Origin of the sequence: Streptomyces sp. NPDC059649, from assembly GCF_042734445.1 — a bacterium.
Classification (GTDB): Bacteria; Actinomycetota; Actinomycetes; order Streptomycetales; family Streptomycetaceae; genus Streptomyces.
The window spans coordinates 79,849-97,154 of sequence record NZ_JBHWDV010000021.1 but is presented as its reverse complement, the minus strand read 5'-3'; the positions used below and the strand labels follow the sequence as shown (position 1 = coordinate 97,154).

Annotated in this window: 22 protein-coding genes; all 22 read right to left on the bottom strand. The window is 66.2% G+C overall.

Translation table 11 applies throughout. From position 1 onward, the window contains the following. Positions 1-11 precede the first annotated feature (11 nt). Positions 12-410, bottom strand: coding sequence for a 30S ribosomal protein S8 (rpsH, locus tag ACFV1J_RS22025; RefSeq protein ID WP_030413019.1), 399 nt, complete (start codon positions 408-410; stop codon positions 12-14). Positions 411-649: 239 nt separating this feature from the next. Beyond that, positions 650-835 carry a type Z 30S ribosomal protein S14 gene (locus ACFV1J_RS22020; protein WP_003956452.1) on the bottom strand — a complete coding sequence of 62 codons (186 nt, stop codon included), beginning with the start codon at positions 833-835 and terminating at the stop codon, positions 650-652. Positions 836-840: 5 nt separating this feature from the next. Then, positions 841-1,401 (bottom strand): 50S ribosomal protein L5, encoded by a 561-nt coding sequence (gene rplE, locus ACFV1J_RS22015; protein ID WP_030413018.1) that lies wholly within the window; start codon positions 1,399-1,401, stop codon positions 841-843. After that, positions 1,401-1,724, bottom strand: a complete 324-nt coding sequence (gene rplX, locus ACFV1J_RS22010; RefSeq protein WP_030413017.1) for a 50S ribosomal protein L24 — start codon at positions 1,722-1,724, stop codon at positions 1,401-1,403. Before rplX ends, rplE begins: the two co-directional genes overlap by 1 nt. Positions 1,725-1,727: 3 nt before the next feature. Beyond that, positions 1,728-2,096 carry a 50S ribosomal protein L14 gene (gene rplN / locus ACFV1J_RS22005; RefSeq protein WP_003998823.1) on the bottom strand — a complete coding sequence of 123 codons (369 nt, stop codon included), beginning with the start codon at positions 2,094-2,096 and terminating at the stop codon, positions 1,728-1,730. A gap of 104 nt (positions 2,097-2,200) precedes the next feature. Further along, the gene (rpsQ, locus tag ACFV1J_RS22000) at positions 2,201-2,485 is read right to left on the bottom strand and encodes a 30S ribosomal protein S17 (protein ID WP_261957048.1); all 285 of its coding nucleotides are present in this window, start codon (positions 2,483-2,485) and stop codon (positions 2,201-2,203) included. Continuing rightward, entirely contained in the window at positions 2,485-2,709 is a 225-nt protein-coding gene (gene rpmC, locus ACFV1J_RS21995; RefSeq protein WP_046927445.1) for a 50S ribosomal protein L29, read from the bottom strand. Before rpmC ends, rpsQ begins: the two co-directional genes overlap by 1 nt. After that, positions 2,709-3,128, bottom strand: coding sequence for a 50S ribosomal protein L16 (gene rplP / locus ACFV1J_RS21990; protein ID WP_004571829.1), 420 nt, complete (start codon positions 3,126-3,128; stop codon positions 2,709-2,711). Before rplP ends, rpmC begins: the two co-directional genes overlap by 1 nt. A gap of 5 nt (positions 3,129-3,133) precedes the next feature. Beyond that, a complete protein-coding gene (gene rpsC / locus ACFV1J_RS21985) occupies positions 3,134-3,958 on the bottom strand; it encodes a 30S ribosomal protein S3 (RefSeq protein ID WP_030413016.1) in 825 nt (274 codons plus the stop codon). After that, positions 3,958-4,305: a 50S ribosomal protein L22 gene (gene rplV / locus ACFV1J_RS21980; RefSeq protein ID WP_004571827.1), complete on the bottom strand. Its 348-nt coding sequence runs from the start codon at positions 4,303-4,305 to the stop codon at positions 3,958-3,960. Before rplV ends, rpsC begins: the two co-directional genes overlap by 1 nt. A 44-nt stretch (positions 4,306-4,349) precedes the next feature. Beyond that, positions 4,350-4,631, bottom strand: coding sequence for a 30S ribosomal protein S19 (rpsS, locus tag ACFV1J_RS21975; RefSeq protein WP_030016988.1), 282 nt, complete (start codon positions 4,629-4,631; stop codon positions 4,350-4,352). A 12-nt stretch (positions 4,632-4,643) separates the two neighbouring features. After that, complete coding sequence (rplB, locus tag ACFV1J_RS21970; RefSeq protein ID WP_006604876.1) at positions 4,644-5,480, bottom strand: 50S ribosomal protein L2; 837 nt, start codon at positions 5,478-5,480, stop codon at positions 4,644-4,646. Positions 5,481-5,519: 39 nt separating this feature from the next. Next, a complete protein-coding gene (rplW, locus tag ACFV1J_RS21965; protein WP_030413013.1) occupies positions 5,520-5,843 on the bottom strand; it encodes a 50S ribosomal protein L23 in 324 nt (107 codons plus the stop codon). After that, complete coding sequence (gene rplD / locus ACFV1J_RS21960) at positions 5,843-6,496, bottom strand: 50S ribosomal protein L4 (RefSeq protein WP_030413012.1); 654 nt, start codon at positions 6,494-6,496, stop codon at positions 5,843-5,845. The genes rplW and rplD overlap by 1 nt, the downstream gene beginning before the upstream one ends. Positions 6,497-6,504: 8 nt before the next feature. Beyond that, positions 6,505-7,149 (bottom strand): 50S ribosomal protein L3, encoded by a 645-nt coding sequence (rplC, locus tag ACFV1J_RS21955; RefSeq protein WP_030413011.1) that lies wholly within the window; start codon positions 7,147-7,149, stop codon positions 6,505-6,507. 18 nt (positions 7,150-7,167) lie between these two features. Further along, a complete protein-coding gene (gene rpsJ / locus ACFV1J_RS21950; RefSeq protein ID WP_003948644.1) occupies positions 7,168-7,476 on the bottom strand; it encodes a 30S ribosomal protein S10 in 309 nt (102 codons plus the stop codon). Positions 7,477-7,899: 423 nt separating this feature from the next. Continuing rightward, complete coding sequence (gene tuf / locus ACFV1J_RS21945; protein WP_030803122.1) at positions 7,900-9,093, bottom strand: elongation factor Tu; 1,194 nt, start codon at positions 9,091-9,093, stop codon at positions 7,900-7,902. A gap of 166 nt (positions 9,094-9,259) precedes the next feature. Further along, positions 9,260-11,380 (bottom strand): elongation factor G, encoded by a 2,121-nt coding sequence (fusA, locus tag ACFV1J_RS21940; RefSeq protein WP_385860579.1) that lies wholly within the window; start codon positions 11,378-11,380, stop codon positions 9,260-9,262. Between the two features lie 39 nt (positions 11,381-11,419). Next, positions 11,420-11,890 (bottom strand): 30S ribosomal protein S7, encoded by a 471-nt coding sequence (rpsG, locus tag ACFV1J_RS21935; protein ID WP_004571813.1) that lies wholly within the window; start codon positions 11,888-11,890, stop codon positions 11,420-11,422. 2 nt (positions 11,891-11,892) lie between these two features. Beyond that, positions 11,893-12,264, bottom strand: coding sequence for a 30S ribosomal protein S12 (rpsL, locus tag ACFV1J_RS21930; protein WP_003948652.1), 372 nt, complete (start codon positions 12,262-12,264; stop codon positions 11,893-11,895). 357 nt (positions 12,265-12,621) lie between these two features. Continuing rightward, positions 12,622-13,101, bottom strand: coding sequence for a DUF1707 and DUF4190 domain-containing protein (locus ACFV1J_RS21925; RefSeq protein WP_385860578.1), 480 nt, complete (start codon positions 13,099-13,101; stop codon positions 12,622-12,624). Positions 13,102-13,309: 208 nt separating this feature from the next. Further along, positions 13,310-17,209: a DNA-directed RNA polymerase subunit beta' gene (locus ACFV1J_RS21920; RefSeq protein ID WP_385860577.1), complete on the bottom strand. Its 3,900-nt coding sequence runs from the start codon at positions 17,207-17,209 to the stop codon at positions 13,310-13,312. Positions 17,210-17,306: the final 97 nt, after the last annotated feature.

The window sequence follows — 17,306 nt, the reverse complement described above, 5'->3', positions numbered from 1 at the left end:
CCGTTCCCGGGTTACCAGACGTAGGCGAGGACTTCCCCACCCACGCCCTTCTTCTGCGCCTGCTGGCCGGTGAGCAGACCGTGCGACGTGGAGATGATCGCCACGCCCAGGCCGCCGAGCACCTTCGGCAGGTTGGTGGACTTTGCGTAGACCCGCAGGCCCGGCTTCGAGATCCGCTTGATGCCGGCGATCGAGCGCTCGCGGTTCGGGCCGAACTTCAGCTCGAGGACGAGGTTCTTGCCGACCTCGGCGTCCTCGACGCGCCAGCCGGTGATGTAACCCTCCTGCTGGAGGATCTCCGCGATGTGCGACTTGATCTTGCTGTGCGGCATCACGACGGTGTCGTGGTACGCCGAGTTCGCGTTCCGCAGACGGGTCAGCATGTCTGCGATGGGGTCAGTCATGGTCATGAATTGGCCTTCGGCCTCTCTCGCCGGGGTTTCCTATGTGCGCCATCCCTCTCCCCGATCAGAGTCGGGACGGGTGCGGCGCGGGGACCTACGGCGTAGTAAGCGACGTTATGCGGGCTCGGCCCGCGGTCGGTCTCGGGCGGCGGGACACCCAAACCCTTCCACCCTACGGGAAAAGGGGGCAGGTGCCCGCCGACCGACTGCTTACCGAGAGTCTCCGGGGTATCCCAACTAGGGGATTACCAGGAGCTCTTGGTCACGCCCGGCAGCTCGCCACGGTGAGCCATCTCACGAAGGCACACGCGGCACAGGCCGAACTTGCGGTACACGGAGTGCGGACGGCCGCAGCGCTGGCAGCGGGTGTACGCGCGCACACCGAACTTCGGCTTGCGAGCAGCCTTGGCAATCAGAGCCTTCTTCGCCATCTCGCTCACGCCTCCTTGAACGGGAAGCCGAGGTGACGAAGGAGAGCGCGGCCCTCATCGTCGTTGGTCGCCGTGGTGACCACGGTGATGTCCATACCCCGGGTACGGTCGATCTTGTCCTGGTCGATCTCGTGGAACATGACCTGCTCCGTGAGACCGAAGGTGTAGTTGCCCCGACCGTCGAACTGCTTCGGGGACAGACCACGGAAGTCGCGGATGCGCGGGAGCGCGAGCGACAGCAGGCGGTCCAGGAACTCCCACATGCGGTCACCGCGGAGGGTGACGTGGGCACCGATCGGCTGGCCCTCGCGCAGCTTGAACTGCGCGATGGACTTACGGGCCTTGGTGACGGCCGGCTTCTGGCCGGTGATCGTGGTGAGGTCGCGGATGGCGCCCTCGATCAGCTTGGAGTCGCGGGCGGCGTCGCCCACACCCATGTTGACCACGATCTTGGTCAGACCGGGGATCTGCATGACGTTCTCGAAGGAGAACTCGTCCTTCAGCTTCCCGGCGATCTCTTCGCGGTAGCGCGTCTTCAGACGCGGCGCGTTGGTGGTGGCAGTCATCAGATGTCCTCACCGGTCCGCTTGGCAACGCGGATCTTGTTGCCCTCGTCGTCGAAGCGGTATCCGACGCGGGTGACAACCTTCTGGCCGTCCTTCTCCACGACCAGCTGAACGTTGCTGACGTGGATGGGGGCCTCGGTCGTCACGATGCCGCCGGTCTTCGAACCACGAGCGGTCTGACCGGCCTTGGTGTGCTTCTTGACCCGGTTGACACCCTCGACCAGGACGCGGTCCTCGCGGGGGAAGGCCTGGATGACCTTGCCCTGCTTGCCCTTGTCCTTACCGGTGATGACCTGGACCAGGTCGCCCTTCTTGATCTTCATCGGTTACAGCACCTCCGGCGCGAGCGAGATGATCTTCATGAACTTCTTCTCGCGCAGTTCCCGGCCCACGGGGCCGAAGATGCGGGTGCCGCGGGGGTCGCCATCGTTCTTGAGGATGACGGCCGCGTTCTCGTCGAAGCGGATGTACGAGCCGTCCGGACGGCGGCGCTCCTTGACGGTGCGAACGATGACCGCCTTGACGACGTCACCCTTCTTCACGTTGCCACCGGGGATCGCATCCTTGACGGTGGCGACGATGACGTCACCGATGCCCGCGTAGCGGCGACCGGAACCACCGAGAACACGGATGCAAAGGATCTCCTTCGCACCAGTGTTGTCGGCGACACGCAGTCGCGACTCCTGCTGGATCACGTCTATCTCCTGAATGTCTGCCGGTTCCCGGCGAGAAGCGCGAGTGCTTCGCGCTTCTCGCCGAGCCTGGCGGAACTGTTCCTAGGGGGTCCCCCTAGGAGGGATTACTTGGCCTTCTCGAGGATCTCGACGATGCGCCAGCGCTTGGTGGCGGACAGCGGCCGGGTCTCCATCAGGAGGACGCGGTCGCCGACACCGGCAGCGTTCTGCTCGTCGTGCGCCTTGAGCTTGTTGGTACGGCGGATGACCTTGCCGTACAGCGCGTGCTTGACGCGGTCCTCGACAGCGACGACGACGGTCTTGTCCATCTTGTCGCTGACGACCAGACCCTCACGGGTCTTGCGGAAACCGCGCTCGGTCTTCTGCTCAGTCACATTCTTCTCGCTCATCAGGCGCTCTCCACCGTCTCGATGCCGAGCTCGCGCTCACGCATCAGGGTGTAGATCCGGGCGATGTCCTTGCGGACGGCCTTCAGCCGGCCGTGGTTCTCGAGCTGTCCGGTCGCCGCCTGGAAGCGGAGGTTGAACAGCTCTTCCTTGGCCTCACGGAGCTTGGCAACGAGGTCCTCGTTGTTCAGCTCGCGCAGCTCGGACGCCTTGGTAACGGCCGACATCACGATTCACCTGCCTCGCGCCGAACGATGCGGCACTTCATCGGAAGCTTGTGGGCGGCGCGGGTCAGCGCCTCCTTAGCAACCTTCTCGTTCGGGAAGGACAGCTCGAACATCACCCGACCGGGCTTGACGTTCGCGACCCACCACTCCGGAGAACCCTTACCGGAACCCATGCGGGTCTCGGCCGGCTTCTTCGTCAGCGGACGGTCGGGGTAGATGTTGATCCACACCTTGCCGCCACGCTTGATGTGACGGGTCATGGCGATACGAGCGGACTCGATCTGCCGGTTCGTCACGTAGGCCGGGGTGACGGCCTGGATTCCGTACTCACCGAAGGCCAGCTCGGTGCCACCCTTGGCCATGCCGTTGCGCTTCGGGTGGTGCTGCTTGCGGTGCTTGACCCTGCGAGGGATCAGCATGTCGGTCAGGCCTCCGTTCCGGGGGTCTCCGCCGGAGCAGCGGCAGCGGCCTCGGCCTTGGGGGCCTCGGCAGCGGCGCTCTGCTGCTGCGGCTTGCGGCCGCGGCCGCCACGCTCGCCACCGCGACGCGGGCGGTCGTTGCCACCACCGCGAGCCGGGCGGTTGCCCGCACGGGCGGCGGCGTTCTCGGCGCGCACCTCGGCGATGTTCTTGACGTCGCCCTTGTAGATCCAGACCTTCACGCCGATGCGGCCGAAGGTGGTCTTGGCCTCGAAGAAGCCGTAGTCGACGTTCGCGCGGAGCGTGTGCAGGGGCACACGGCCCTCGCGGTAGAACTCCGAGCGGGACATCTCGGCGCCGCCGAGACGGCCACCACACTGGATCTTGATGCCCTTGGCGCCGGCCTTCATCGTCGACTGCATGCTCTTACGCATGGCGCGACGGAAGGAGACGCGGGAGGACAGCTGCTCGGCGACGGCCTGGGCCACGAGCTGAGCATCGGTCTCGGGGTTCTTGACCTCGAGGATGTTCAGCTGGACCTGCTTGCCGGTCAGCTTCTCGAGCTCACCGCGGATGCGGTCGGCCTCGGCGCCGCGGCGGCCGATGACGATGCCCGGGCGAGCGGTGTGGATGTCAACGCGGACGCGCTCACGGGTGCGCTCGATCTCCACCTTGGAGATACCGGCGCGCTCCATGCCCTTCGTCATCATGCGACGAATGGCGACGTCTTCCTTGACGTAGTCCTTGTACAGCTTGTCGGCGTACCAACGGGACTTGAAGTCCGTCGTCACACCGAGCCGGAACCCGTGCGGGTTTACCTTCTGGCCCATTACCGGGTTCCTTCCTTGCTGCTGACGACCACGGTGATGTGGCTGGTCCGCTTGCGGATCCGGTAGGCACGGCCCTGGGCACGCGGACGGAACCGCTTCAGGGTCGGGCCCTCGTCGACGTACGCCTCGCTGATGACCAGCGAAGAGGCGTCGGTGTGGTCGTAGTTGTGCGCGGCGTTGGCAATGGCGCTGTCCAGCACCTTGCCCACCGGCACGCTCGCGGCCTGCGGGGCGAAACGCAGGACCGCCTGAGCCTCCGTGGCATCCATGCCACGGATAAGGTCCACCACGCGGCGGGCCTTCATGGGCGTGACGCGGATGTACCGCGCCTGGGCCCTGGCTTCCATGGTTGTCCCTTCGGTGTCAGTCATAGTCTTCGCACTCCGGTCGATCAGCGACGACGCGACTTGCGGTCGTCCTTCTCGTGGCCGCGGAAGGTGCGGGTCGGCGCAAACTCGCCGAGCTTGTGGCCGACCATCGACTCGGTGACGAACACCGGGACGTGCTTGCGGCCGTCGTGCACCGCGATCGTGTGGCCGAGCATGGCCGGGACGATCATGGAGCGGCGGGACCAGGTCTTGATGACGTTCTTGGTGCCGGCTTCGTTCTGCGTGTCCACCTTCTTGGAGAGGTGGTCGTCGACGAAGGGCCCCTTCTTGAGACTGCGCGGCATCTAAACCCGCTCCTAGCGCTTCTTGTTCGTCTTGCGGCGGCGGACGATGTACTTGTTGCTGGCCTTCTTCGGCGAGCGAGTACGACCCTCCTTCTGGCCCCAGGGCGAGACCGGGTGGCGACCACCGGAGGTCTTGCCCTCACCACCACCGTGCGGGTGGTCGACCGGGTTCATCACGACACCACGCACGGTCGGGCGGACGCCCTTCCAGCGCATGCGGCCGGCCTTGCCCCAGTTGATGTTCGACTGCTCGGCGTTGCCGACCTCGCCGACGGTGGCGCGGCAGCGCACGTCGACCAGGCGGATCTCACCGGACGGCATACGAAGGTGGGCCATCGCGCCCTCCTTCGCCAGCAGCTGCACGGAGGCACCGGCCGAGCGGGCGAACTTCGCACCGCCGCCCGGACGCAGCTCGATCGCGTGGATCGTCGTACCCACGGGGATGTGGCGCAGCGGCAGGTTGTTGCCCGGCTTGATGTCGGCGCCAGGGCCGTTCTCAATCCGAGCACCCTGGGCCAGGCCACGGGGCGCGATGATGTAGCGCTTCTCGCCGTCTGCGTAGTGCAGCAGCGCGATGCGCGCGGTGCGGTTCGGGTCGTACTCGATGTGCGCGACCTTGGCCGGCACGCCGTCCTTGTCGTGACGACGGAAGTCGATCACGCGGTAGGCGCGCTTGTGGCCACCGCCCTGGTGGCGAACGGTCACACGACCGGCGTTGTTACGGCCGCCCTTGCTGTGCAGCGGGCGGACCAGCGACTTCTCCGGCGTGGACCGCGTGATCTCGACAAAGTCGGCGACGCTGGAGCCACGACGGCCCGGGGTCGTCGGCTTGTACTTGCGGATACCCATTTCTCAGTCCTCGTCCGATTCCGGACGACTCGGACTCCGTTAGGAGACCGGGCCGCCGAAGATGTCGATACGGTCGCCCTCGGCGAGGGTCACGATGGCGCGCTTGGTGTTGGCGCGCTTGCCGTAACCGGTGCGGGTGCGCTTGCGCTTGCCCTGCCGGTTGATCGTGTTGACCCCGGTGACCTTGACCGAGAAGACCGCCTCGACGGCCTGCTTGATCTGGGTCTTGTTCGCACGCGGGTCGACGACGAACGTGTACTTGTTCTCGTCCAGCAGCGCGTAGCTCTTCTCGGAAACCACCGGCTTGACGAGAATGTCACGCGGGTCCGTGAAGGTCTTGCTGGTGACGACGGCCTCAGTCATCAGGCGTCGCTCCCTTCGGTCTCAGCGTTGGCCTTGGGGCCAGACACGAAGGACTCGAAGGCGGCCTTGGTGAAGACCACGTCGTCGGAGACGAGCACGTCGTACGTGTTCAGCTGGCCCGGCTCCAGGATGTGGACCTGGGGCAGGTTGCGGGCGGACAGCCACGCGGCCTCGTCGCTGCGCTCGGCGACCAGGAGCACGTTCTTGCGCTCGCTGACCTTGCCGAGGAGAGCCTTGGCGGCCTTGGTGGAGATGTCGCCCTCGACCACGCCGGAAACGACGTGGATGCGGCTGTTGCGGGCCCGGTCGGTGAGGGCACCGCGCAGGGCGGCGGCCTTCATCTTCTTCGGGGTCCGCTGGCTGTAGTCACGCGGCACGGGGCCGTGGACGATGCCACCGCCGGCGAACTGCGGCGCACGGGTCGAACCCTGGCGCGCGCGGCCGGTGCCCTTCTGGCGGTACGGCTTCTTGCCACCGCCGCGGACCTCGCCGCGAGTCTTGGTCTTGTGCGTGCCCTGACGGGCCGCGGCCAGCTGCGCAACAACGACCTGGTGGATCAGCGGAATGCTGACCTTGGCGTCGAAGATCTCCGCGGGGAGCTCGACGGACCCGGCCTTGTCGCCAGCAGGCGAAAGGATGTCAATGGTGCTCATCGGTTACCTCAGGCCCCCTTGGCCGCGGTACGGACCAGGACGAGGCCGCCGTTCGGACCAGGAACTGCGCCCTTGATGAGCAGCAGACCCTTCTCCGCGTCAACGGCGTGGACGGTCAGGTTCTGGGTGGTGACCCGCTCATTGCCCATACGGCCGGCCATCCGCATGCCCTTGAACACGCGGCCCGGGGTGGCGCAGCCACCGATGGAGCCCGGCTTGCGGTGCACGCGGTGGGCACCGTGCGAGGCCTTGCCGCCGCCGAAGCCGTGACGCTTCATGACACCGGCGAAGCCCTTGCCCTTGCTCTTGCCGGTCACGTCCACCTTGACGCCGGACTCGAAGGTCTCAGCGGTCAGCTCCTGGCCGAGGGTGTACTCACCGGCGTCGGGAGTACGGACCTCGACGAGGTGACGGCGGGGGGTGACGTCGGCCTTCGCGAAGTGGCCCTTGAGGGGCTTGTTCACCTTGCGCGGGTCGATCTCGCCGAAGGCGATCTGGACGGAGTCGTAACCGTCCTGGTCATTGGTGCGCACCTGGGTAACGACACAGGGCCCGGCCTTGACGACGGTGACCGGAACAACACGGTTGTTCTCGTCCCACACCTGCGTCATGCCGAGCTTCTCGCCCAGGATGCCCTTGATCTGCTTAGCCATCTCTCAGATCACCGGCCCTCAGAGCTTGATCTCGATGTCGACACCGGCCGGGAGGTCGAGTCGCATCAGGGAGTCAACGGTCTTCGGCGTCGGGTCGAGGATGTCGATCAGGCGCTTGTGCGTGCGCATCTCGAAGTGCTCGCGCGAGTCCTTGTACTTGTGCGGCGACTTGATGACGCAGTACACGTTCTTCTCAGTGGGCAGCGGCACCGGGCCCGCGACCGACGCACCAGTGCGGGTCACCGTCTCGACGATCTTCTTCGCCGAGGAGTCGATGACCTCGTGGTCGTAGGCCTTGAGCCGGATGCGGATCTTCTGTCCCGCCATGGCTACTTCGTAGTCCTGTCTCTCGTAACGCTCTGGGACCCGGGAGGTTCGCGTCCTTCTCCGACCCACGCGGTCGGGCGTGTCGCACCCCTTCTCGTAAATCTCCGCACGGAAGATCCCTCAAGAAGGAGGAGGCGGGGGAAGGACACCCACCGGGCGCCTGGCCGAGGCACCCCGCTGACGCTTCCCGGAAGATTCCCGTACTTCCGCTCCTGAAAAGGAACGACGAATACCTGGGACTCGCTTCCGGTCCCCCCGGCGGGAGGCGCGCAGCATCGGCACTCAACCGAGCAACCTGGACAGTGTGCCATACGCCCGGCACCCAAGGCCAATCGACCCCCAACTGTCAAGGAGCCCCGCCCACCTTGCGGTGTGCGGGGCTCCTTGGGTGCTCCGGGGAGCTACCAGGTCAGGCGGACCGTCTTACTTGACGATCTTGGTGACCTGGCCGGCGCCGACGGTCCGGCCACCCTCACGGATGGCGAACTTCAGGCCCTCTTCCATGGCCACGGGCTGGATCAGCGAGACGGACATCTCGGTGTTGTCGCCCGGCATGACCATCTCGGTGCCCTCGGGGAGGGTCACCACACCGGTCACGTCAGTCGTACGGAAGTAGAACTGCGGACGGTAGTTGTTGAAGAACGGCGTGTGGCGGCCACCCTCGTCCTTGGAGAGGATGTAGGCCTGCGCCTCGAACTCGGTGTGCGGGGTGACCGAGCCCGGCTTGATGATGACCTGGCCGCGCTCGACGTCCTCGCGCTTGATGCCACGGAGGAGCAGACCGACGTTCTCACCGGCCTGGCCCTCGTCGAGGAGCTTCCGGAACATCTCGATACCGGTGACCGTGGTGGTGGTCTTCTCGGTCTTGATGCCGATGATGTCGACGGTCTCGTTGACCTTGAGGACACCGCGCTCGATACGACCGGTGACGACGGTGCCACGACCGGTGATCGTGAAGACGTCCTCGATCGGCATCAGGAACGGCTTGTCGACGTCACGCTCGGGCTGCGGGATCGACTCGTCGACGGCCTTCATCAGGTCGAGGACGGACTTGCCCCACTCGGCGTCGCCCTCGAGCGCCTTGAGCGCCGAGACCTTGACGACCGGAACGTCGTCGCCGGGGAACTCGTACTCGGAGAGGAGCTCACGGACCTCGAGCTCGACGAGCTCCAGGATCTCCTCGTCGTCCACCATGTCGGCCTTGTTCAGGGCGACAACGATGTACGGAACGCCGACCTGGCGGGCCAGGAGCACGTGCTCCTTGGTCTGCGGCATCGGACCGTCGGTCGCGGCGACCACGAGGATGGCGCCGTCCATCTGCGCCGCACCGGTGATCATGTTCTTGATGTAGTCCGCGTGACCGGGGCAGTCGACGTGCGCGTAGTGACGCGACTCGGTCTGGTACTCGACGTGCGCGATGGAGATGGTGATACCGCGCTGGCGCTCCTCAGGAGCCTTGTCGATCTGGTCGAAGGCCGAGGCCTCGTTCAGGTCCGGGTACGCGTCGTGCAGCACCTTGGTAATGGCGGCCGTGAGGGTCGTCTTACCGTGGTCGATGTGACCGATGGTGCCGATGTTGACGTGCGGCTTAGTCCGCTCGAACTTCGCCTTCGCCACTGGGGTCCTCCTGTGGAGTGGTTCTGTACGCCTTACTCATCGGCGCCAGGTGATCTTTGCTGGGGTGCCGGCTGACGGGGGCAATCCTCACGGTTTGCGGGGATTACCCCCATCAGACGGTGTCAAGCCTAAAGCGTGTTGCGCTCCGGTTCTTACGAGACCGGACTTACTCGCCCTTGGCCTTCGCGATGATCTCCTCGGCGACGTTCCGCGGAACCTCGGCGTAGGAGTCGAACTGCATCGAGTAGCTCGCGCGACCCGACGTCTTGCTGCGGAGGTCTCCGACGTAGCCGAACATCTCCGAGAGCGGAACCAGGCCCGTGACGAGCTTGGCGCCGCTGCGGTCCTCCATGGACTGGATCTGACCACGGCGGGAGTTGATGTCGCCGATCACATCGCCCATGTAGTCCTCGGGCGTGGTGACCTCGACCTTCATCATCGGCTCGAGCAGGGCCGGGGAGGCCTTGCGGGCGGCCTCCTTGAAGGCCATCGAGCCGGCGATCTTGAAGGCCATCTCGGACGAGTCGACCTCGTGGAACGCGCCGTCGAGCAGCGTGACCTTGACGCCGGTCAGCGGGTAGCCGGCGAGAACACCGAACTCCATGGCCTCCTGGCAGCCCGCGTCCACGGACGGGATGTACTCCCGCGGGATACGGCCACCGGTGACCTTGTTCTCGAACTCGTACCCGTCGCCCTCGAGGGGCTCCAGAGCGATCTGGACCTTCGCGAACTGACCGGAACCACCGGTCTGCTTCTTGTGCGTGTAGTCCAGGCGCTCGACCGCCTTGCGCAGGGTCTCGCGGTAGGCGACCTGCGGCTTACCGACGTTGGCCTCGACCCGGAACTCACGCTTCATACGGTCGACCAGCACGTCGAGGTGCAGCTCGCCCATACCCGCGATGATGGTCTGGCCGGTCTCCTCGTCGGTGTGCACCTGGAACGAGGGGTCCTCTTCGGCGAGACGCTGGATGGCGACACCCAGCTTCTCCTGGTCGCCCTTGGACTTGGGCTCGATGGCGACCTGGATGACCGGGGCCGGGAACTCCATCGACTCCAGGATGACCTGGTTGGCCGAGTCGCAGAGGGTCTCACCGGTGGTGGTCTGCTTCAGACCCATGACGGCGACGATGTCACCGGCACCCACCGAGTCGATCTCCTCACGCTTGTTCGCGTGCATCCGGTAGATCTTGCCGATGCGCTCCTTCTTGCCCTTCACCGAGTTCTGCACCTGCGAGCCGGCCTCGAGGCGGCCCGAGTACACCCGGATGAAGGTGAGCTTGCCCAGGTGGGGGTCGCTCGCAATCTTGAACGCGAGGGCGGCCAGCGGCTCGTCCTCGGACGGCTTGCGCTTGACGACCTCCTCCGGGTCGTTGACGGCGTGGCCCTCGATGGCCTCGACGTCAAGCGGGGAGGGGAGGTAGCGCACGACCGCGTCGAGCAGGGGCTGAACGCCCTTGTTCTTGAACGCGGTACCGCAGAACACCGGCGTGACGGTGGTGTGCTCCGCCTTGCCGGAGGCGATGGTGATCCGGCGGATCGCCGCGTAGAGCTGGTCCTCGGTGGGCTCCTGGCCCTCCAGGTACAGCTCCATGATCTCTTCGTCGTTCTCGGCGACGACCTCGAGGAGCTTGCCGCGCCATTCGTCGGCGGCCTCGATGTGCGTGTCCGGGATGTCGACGGTGTCGTACATCTCGCCCTTGGCGGCCTCGGCCGACCAGACGAGAGCCTTCATCTTGACGAGGTCGACGACACCCTTGAAGTCCATCTCGGTGCCGATGGGCAGCTGCATCACGATCGGGGTCGCGCCGAGGCGGTCCGTGATCATGTCGACGCAGCGGTGGAACTCGGCGCCCGTACGGTCGAGCTTGTTGACGAAGCAGATGCGCGGGACGCCGTAGCGGTCCGCCTGACGCCAAACGGTCTCGGACTGGGGCTCCACACCGGCAACACCGTCGAACACCGTCACCGCACCGTCGAGCACGCGCAGCGAGCGCTCCACCTCGACGGTGAAGTCGACGTGTCCCGGGGTGTCGATGATGTTGATGGTGTTGTCGACGTTGTCCAGCGGCCAGTGGCAGGTCGTCGCGGCAGACGTGATCGTGATGCCGCGCTCCTGCTCCTGCTCCATCCAGTCCATCGTGGCAGCGCCGTCGTGGACCTCACCGATCTTGTACGAAACACCGGTGTAGAACAGGATCCGCTCGGTGGTGGTCGTCTTGCCCGCGTCGATGTGGGCCATGATCCCGATGTTGCGGACCTTGGCCAGGTCAAGCGAAGTGGTGGCCATAGTGGCTCAATCTTCTCTCGGTCTCGATGTGGGTTGCGACTACCAGCGGTAGTGCGCGAAGGCCTTGTTGGACTCGGCCATCTTGTGCGTGTCCTCGCGCTTCTTGACCGAAGCGCCGAGGCCGTTGGAGGCGTCGAGCAGTTCGTTCATGAGGCGCTCGGTCATGGTCTTCTCGCGACGGGCGCGCGAGTAGCCCACGAGCCAGCGGAGCGAGAGGGTGGCGGCACGGCCGGGCTTGACCTCGACCGGGACCTGGTAGGTCGCGCCACCGACGCGGCGGGACTTGACCTCGAGGGTCGGCTTGATGTTCTCGAGCGCGCGCTTGAGGGTGATGACCGGGTCGTTGCCGGTCTTCTCGCGCAGCCCCTCCATGGCGCCGTAAACGATGCGCTCAGCGGTGGAGCGCTTGCCGTTCAGCAGCACCTTGTTGATGAGGGAGGTCACCAGAGGAGAGCCGTAGACCGGGTCGATGATGACCGGGCGCTTCGGGGCGGGGCCCTTACGAGGCATTCTTACTTCTCCTTCTTGGCGCCGTAGCGGCTGCGAGCCTGCTTGCGGTTCTTGACGCCCTGCGTGTCGAGGGAGCCGCGGATGATCTTGTACCGAACACCCGGCAGGTCCTTCACACGGCCGCCACGCACGAGCACGATCGAGTGCTCCTGGAGGTTGTGGCCCTCACCCGGGATGTAAGCGGTGACCTCGATCCCGCTGGTCAGACGCACACGCGCGACCTTACGCAGGGCCGAGTTCGGCTTCTTCGGGGTGGTGGTGAAAACACGCGTGCAGACGCCACGGCGCTGGGGGGAACCCTCGAGCGCGGGCGTCTTGTTCTTCTCGACCTTGTCCTGCCGGCCCTTGCGGACCAGCTGCTGGATCGTAGGCACCGTTTCTCCGGTTTCTGTGTGCCAGTCTCGGTAAAGCTAACCTGGAACACTCCCGACCCACGCGGTCGGGTGTGTCGAATACTGCAGTCCGGTCCCCGCTGGAACGAGAAGGCGGCAGATTGCGGTGTCGGAACCCGGCTTCCGTGCTGATGGCCTCCCGGCCGATGGCTTTGGGGAGATTGCGCGCACGGCAGCCCAGGGACACCCCAGGCACAAGGTCAGAGCGTACCTACCGCATTGGCTGCGGTCAAAACAAATGCACACGCGAAGGACACGCCGGACTCGTCACGGCGCTGCCGCCACCGTAGTGCGCGAGCGGCCCCTACGGAAGAAGGCACGGGCGCCCCCGCACCACGGTCAGACGTTGACCGCCGCGAGCAGGATCCACACCAGGAACATCAGCGACCAGCCACCGATCGCCAGCCAGCCCAGCACCAGACCCGTGATGGCCTGTCCGTCCCCGCGCTCCCCGGTGCGGCGGATCTCGGCGCGCGCCTTGTGACCCAGGATCACCGCCGGGATCGCGGTCAGCCCCCAGGTCACCGGCGTCATCAGCCCGCAGACCAGCGCACCCGTCGCCGAGCTGTTCGTCGTCACCGGCGGCGGCATCTGCATCGGCATGAACGTCGCCGGCACCGGCCGCTGCGGTACGAACTGCGCCTGCGGCACCGGCCCCATCGGCAGGTCCGAGACCAGCATCTGCAGCTCGGCGTGGGTCTGCGCCTTGTAGGCACGGGTCAGCCGCTGCTCGTACTCCGGTTGCTGGAGCCGCCCCTCGGCGAACCCCGCCTTGAGCACGTCGACCGCCCGTTCACGATCGGCGTGCGAGGCACGCATGGCAGGAACCTGATTCCACGACTGAGCGGGCTGCCCACCCTGCCACGGCTGGAATGCCACGTCGCGACCCTCCCCCCGCTCGACAGTTCTCCCCATCTTCTCATCAGAGACGCAGGGATGGGAGGACGAGTTCCCCCGTGCGGCCCCCAATGCCGCAGGGCGGCCACCCCGGAGGGTGGCCGCCCTGTGGACGGTGTACGGACCAGGATTACTGGTTGTACGGGCCGTAGTCGTAGTCCTCCAGCGGGACCGCCTGGCCGGAGCCGGTGCCGAAGGGCGAGTAGTCGATGTCGTCGTAACCGACGGCCGAGTACATCGCGGCCTTGGCCTCCTCGGTGGGCTCGACCCGGATGTTGCGGTAACGGGACAGGCCCGTACCGGCCGGGATGAGCTTACCGATGATGACGTTCTCCTTGAGGCCGATGAGGCTGTCGGACTTGGCGTTGATCGCCGCGTCCGTCAGGACTCGGGTCGTCTCCTGGAAGGAGGCGGCCGACAGCCAGGATTCCGTCGCCAGCGAAGCCTTGGTGATACCCATCAGCTGCGGACGGCCGGAGGCCGGGTGGCCGCCTTCCGCCACGACGCGACGGTTCTCGCTCTCGAACTTCGTGCGCTCCACCAGCTCGCCCGGCAGCAGTTCGGCGTCGCCGGACTCGATGATCGTCACACGGCGCAGCATCTGCCGGATGATGATCTCGATGTGCTTGTCGTGGATCGCCACGCCCTGGCTGTTGTAGACCTTCTGGACCTCGCCGACCAGGTGGACCTGGACGGCACGCTGGCCGAGGATCCGCAGCACGTCGTGCGGGTTGATCGCACCCACGGTCAGCGGCTGGCCGACCTGGACGTGATCGCCCTCGCCCACCAGCAGACGGGCGCGCTTGGAGACGCCGTAAGCCGTCTCGTCGCTGCCGTCGTCCGGCGTGACGATGACCTTCTTGGTCTTCTCGGTCTCCTCGATCCGGACGCGGCCGGCCGCCTCCGAGATCGGGGCGACACCCTTGGGCGTACGGGCCTCGAAGAGCTCGACGACACGCGGCAGACCCAGGGTGATGTCGTCACCGGCCACACCACCGGTGTGGAAGGTACGCATCGTCAGCTGGGTGCCGGGCTCACCGATGGACTGGGCGGCGATGATGCCGACCGCCTCACCGATGTCGACCAGCTTGCCGGTGGCCAGCGAACGGCCGTAGCAGAAGGCACAGGTGCCGACCGCCGACTCACAGGTCAGGACCGAGCGGGTCTTGACCTCCTCGACGCCCGCGTTGACCAGCGCGTCGATGAGCACGTCACCGAGGTCCACGTTGGCCGGCGCGACGACCTTGCCGTCGACGACGACGTCCTCGGCCAGCATGCGTGCGTAGACGCTGGACTCGACGTCGTCCGCCTTGCGCAGCACGCCGGCGGCGTCCTTCGAGGCGATCCGCAGCTTGAGGCCGCGCTCGGTGCCGCAGTCCTCCTCGCGGATGATGACGTCCTGGGAGACGTCGACCAGACGACGGGTGAGGTAACCGGAGTCGGCGGTACGGAGGGCGGTGTCCGCCAGACCCTTACGGGCACCGTGGGTGGAGATGAAGTACTCCAGCACGGACAGACCCTCGCGGAACGACGCCTTGATCGGACGCGGGATGGTCTCGTTCTTCGCGTTCGACACCAGACCGCGCATACCGGCGATCTGCCGCATCTGCATCATGTTTCCTCGGGCACCCGAGTCAACCATCATGAAGATGGGGTTGGTCTTGGGGAAGTTCTCGTTCATCGCCTCGGCGACCTCATTGGTCGCCTTGGTCCAGATGTTGATCAGTTCCTGAGTGCGCTCGTCCTTGGTGATCAGACCGCGCTCGTACTGCTTCTGGACCTTCTCGTCCTGGGCCTCGTAGCCCGCGACGATGGCCTTCTTGGCCTCCGGCACGACGATGTCCGACACGGCGACGGTGACGCCGGAACGGGTCGCCCAGTGGAAGCCGGCCGCCTTCAGGTTGTCGAGCGTCGCCGCCACGATGACCTTCGGGTAGCGCTCGGCCAGGTCGTTGACGATCGCGGAGAGCTGCTTCTTGCCCACCGAGTAGTCGACGAACGGGTAGTCCTCGGGCAGCAGCTCGTTGAAGAGCGCACGGCCCAGGGTCGTCCGCAGCCGGAAGCTGTCACCCTGCTGCCACTCGGGCTCGCCCTCCTCCGGAACCGGCGGGGTCCAGCCGCGGGGCGGAACCGTACCGATCGGGAAGCGGATGTCGACCTTCGCCTGGAGCGAGAGCTCCTTGGCGTCGAACGCCATGATCGCCTCGGCGGTCGAGCCGAACGCGCGGCCCTCACCGATGACCTTGCGCTCCTCTTCATCCGTGGTGAGGAAGAAGAGGCCGAGCACCATGTCCTGGGTCGGCATGGTGACCGGACGGCCGTCGGCCGGCTTGAGGATGTTGTTCGAGGACAGCATCAGGATGCGGGCCTCGGCCTGCGCCTCCGCGGACAGCGGGAGGTGGACGGCCATCTGGTCACCGTCGAAGTCCGCGTTGAACGCGGTGCAGACGAGCGGGTGGATCTGAATGGCCTTGCCCTCGACCAGCTGCGGCTCGAAGGCCTGGATGCCGAGGCGGTGCAGGGTGGGCGCACGGTTCAGCAGCACCGGGTGCTCGGCGATGACCTCTTCGAGGACGTCGTACACGACGGTGCGGCCGCGCTCGACCATGCGCTTGGCCGACTTGATGTTCTGCGCGTGGTTCAGGTCCACCAGGCGCTTCATCACGAACGGCTTGAAGAGCTCCAGCGCCATGGCCTTGGGCAGACCGCACTGGTGCAGCTTCAGCTGCGGACCGACGACGATGACGGAACGCGCCGAGTAGTCGACCCGCTTACCGAGCAGGTTCTGACGGAAGCGGCCCTGCTTGCCCTTGAGCATGTCGGACAGCGACTTCAGCGGACGGTTGCCGGGGCCCGTGACCGGGCGACCACGACGGCCGTTGTCGAAGAGCGCGTCGACGGCCTCCTGGAGCATGCGCTTCTCGTTGTTCACGATGATCTCGGGCGCGCCGAGGTCGAGAAGCCGCTTCAGGCGGTTGTTGCGGTTGATGACACGGCGGTACAGGTCGTTCAGGTCGGAGGTCGCGAAGCGGCCACCGTCCAGCTGCACCATCGGACGCAGGTCCGGCGGGATCACCGGGATGCAGTCCAGCACCATGCCCTTGGGGCTGTTGCGGGTCTGCAGGAAGGCGGAGACGACCTTGAGGCGCTTGAGCGCACGGGTCTTCTTCTGGCCCTTGCCGGTCCGGATGATCTCGCGGAGGCGCTCGGCCTCCTCCTCCAGGTCGAAGGTCTCCAGGCGCTTCTGCAGCGCCGCGGCACCCATCGAACCGTCGAAGTACGTACCGAAGCGGTCGCGCAGCTCGCGGTAGAGCAGCTCGTCGCCCTCCAGGTCCTGGACCTTGAGGTTCTTGAAGCGGTTCCAGACCTCGTCGAGACGGTCGATCTCGCGCTGCGCACGGTCGCGCAGCTGCTTCATCTCACGCTCGGCACCCTCGCGCACCTTGCGGCGCACGTCGGCCTTGGCGCCCTCGGCCTCCAGCTCGGCCAGGTCGGTCTCGAGCTTCTTGGCGCGGGCCTCCAGGTCGGAGTCGCGGCGCTGCTCGATCTGCTGACGCTCGACGGAGACGTGGGCCTCCAGCGAGGGCAGATCGCGGGTGCGGCGCTCCTCGTCCACGTACGTGATCATGTACGCGGCGAAGTAGATGACCTTCTCGAGGTCCTTGGGCGCGAGGTCCAGCAGGTAACCCAGCCGGCTCGGGACACCCTTGAAGTACCAGATGTGGGTGACGGGAGCGGCCAGCTCGATGTGGCCCATCCGCTCACGGCGCACCTTGGCGCGAGTGACCTCGACGCCGCACCGCTCGCAGATGATGCCCTTGAAGCGGACGCGCTTGTACTTACCGCAGTAGCACTCCCAGTCCCGGGTCGGGCCGAAGATCTTCTCGCAGAAGAGGCCGTCCTTCTCGGGCTTGAGGGTGCGGTAGTTGATGGTCTCCGGCTTCTTGACCTCACCGTGGGACCACTGACGGATGTCGTCAGCGGTGGCGAGGCCGATCCGCAGCTCGTCGAAGAAGTTGACGTCGAGCACTATGCGTCAATCCCTCTCAGGGTCGTGTCTAGGTGGTCTGGACGGGGTCCGGGGCGGGGCCGGGGGCCTCTCTGGGCAGAGGCTCCCGGCCAGACCC

What these genes read in the sequence shown, in the direction of transcription:
- rpsQ (WP_261957048.1), bottom strand. Translation starts at nt 2,485, where the DNA reads ATGAGCGAGAAGAATGTGACTGAGCAGAAGACCGAGCGCGGTTTCCGC.
- rplV (WP_004571827.1), bottom strand. Translation starts at nt 4,305, where the DNA reads ATGGAAGCCAGGGCCCAGGCGCGGTACATCCGCGTCACGCCCATGAAG.
- rplP (WP_004571829.1), bottom strand. Translation starts at nt 3,128, where the DNA reads ATGCTGATCCCTCGCAGGGTCAAGCACCGCAAGCAGCACCACCCGAAG.
- rpsH (WP_030413019.1), bottom strand. Translation starts at nt 410, where the DNA reads ATGACCATGACTGACCCCATCGCAGACATGCTGACCCGTCTGCGGAAC.
- fusA (WP_385860579.1), bottom strand. Translation starts at nt 11,380, where the DNA reads ATGGCCACCACTTCGCTTGACCTGGCCAAGGTCCGCAACATCGGGATC.
- rpsC (WP_030413016.1), bottom strand. Translation starts at nt 3,958, where the DNA reads ATGGGCCAGAAGGTAAACCCGCACGGGTTCCGGCTCGGTGTGACGACG.
- ACFV1J_RS21925 (WP_385860578.1), bottom strand. Translation starts at nt 13,101, where the DNA reads ATGCGTGCCTCGCACGCCGATCGTGAACGGGCGGTCGACGTGCTCAAG.
- rplC (WP_030413011.1), bottom strand. Translation starts at nt 7,149, where the DNA reads ATGGCTAAGCAGATCAAGGGCATCCTGGGCGAGAAGCTCGGCATGACG.
- rplW (WP_030413013.1), bottom strand. Translation starts at nt 5,843, where the DNA reads ATGACTGAGGCCGTCGTCACCAGCAAGACCTTCACGGACCCGCGTGAC.
- rpsS (WP_030016988.1), bottom strand. Translation starts at nt 4,631, where the DNA reads ATGCCGCGCAGTCTCAAGAAGGGGCCCTTCGTCGACGACCACCTCTCC.
- rplX (WP_030413017.1), bottom strand. Translation starts at nt 1,724, where the DNA reads ATGAAGATCAAGAAGGGCGACCTGGTCCAGGTCATCACCGGTAAGGAC.
- rplD (WP_030413012.1), bottom strand. Translation starts at nt 6,496, where the DNA reads ATGAGCACCATTGACATCCTTTCGCCTGCTGGCGACAAGGCCGGGTCC.
- ACFV1J_RS22020 (WP_003956452.1), bottom strand. Translation starts at nt 835, where the DNA reads ATGGCGAAGAAGGCTCTGATTGCCAAGGCTGCTCGCAAGCCGAAGTTC.
- rplE (WP_030413018.1), bottom strand. Translation starts at nt 1,401, where the DNA reads ATGACTGCCACCACCAACGCGCCGCGTCTGAAGACGCGCTACCGCGAA.
- rplB (WP_006604876.1), bottom strand. Translation starts at nt 5,480, where the DNA reads ATGGGTATCCGCAAGTACAAGCCGACGACCCCGGGCCGTCGTGGCTCC.
- rpmC (WP_046927445.1), bottom strand. Translation starts at nt 2,709, where the DNA reads ATGTCGGCCGTTACCAAGGCGTCCGAGCTGCGCGAGCTGAACAACGAG.
- rpsJ (WP_003948644.1), bottom strand. Translation starts at nt 7,476, where the DNA reads ATGGCGGGACAGAAGATCCGCATCCGGCTCAAGGCCTACGACCACGAG.
- rpsG (WP_004571813.1), bottom strand. Translation starts at nt 11,890, where the DNA reads ATGCCTCGTAAGGGCCCCGCCCCGAAGCGCCCGGTCATCATCGACCCG.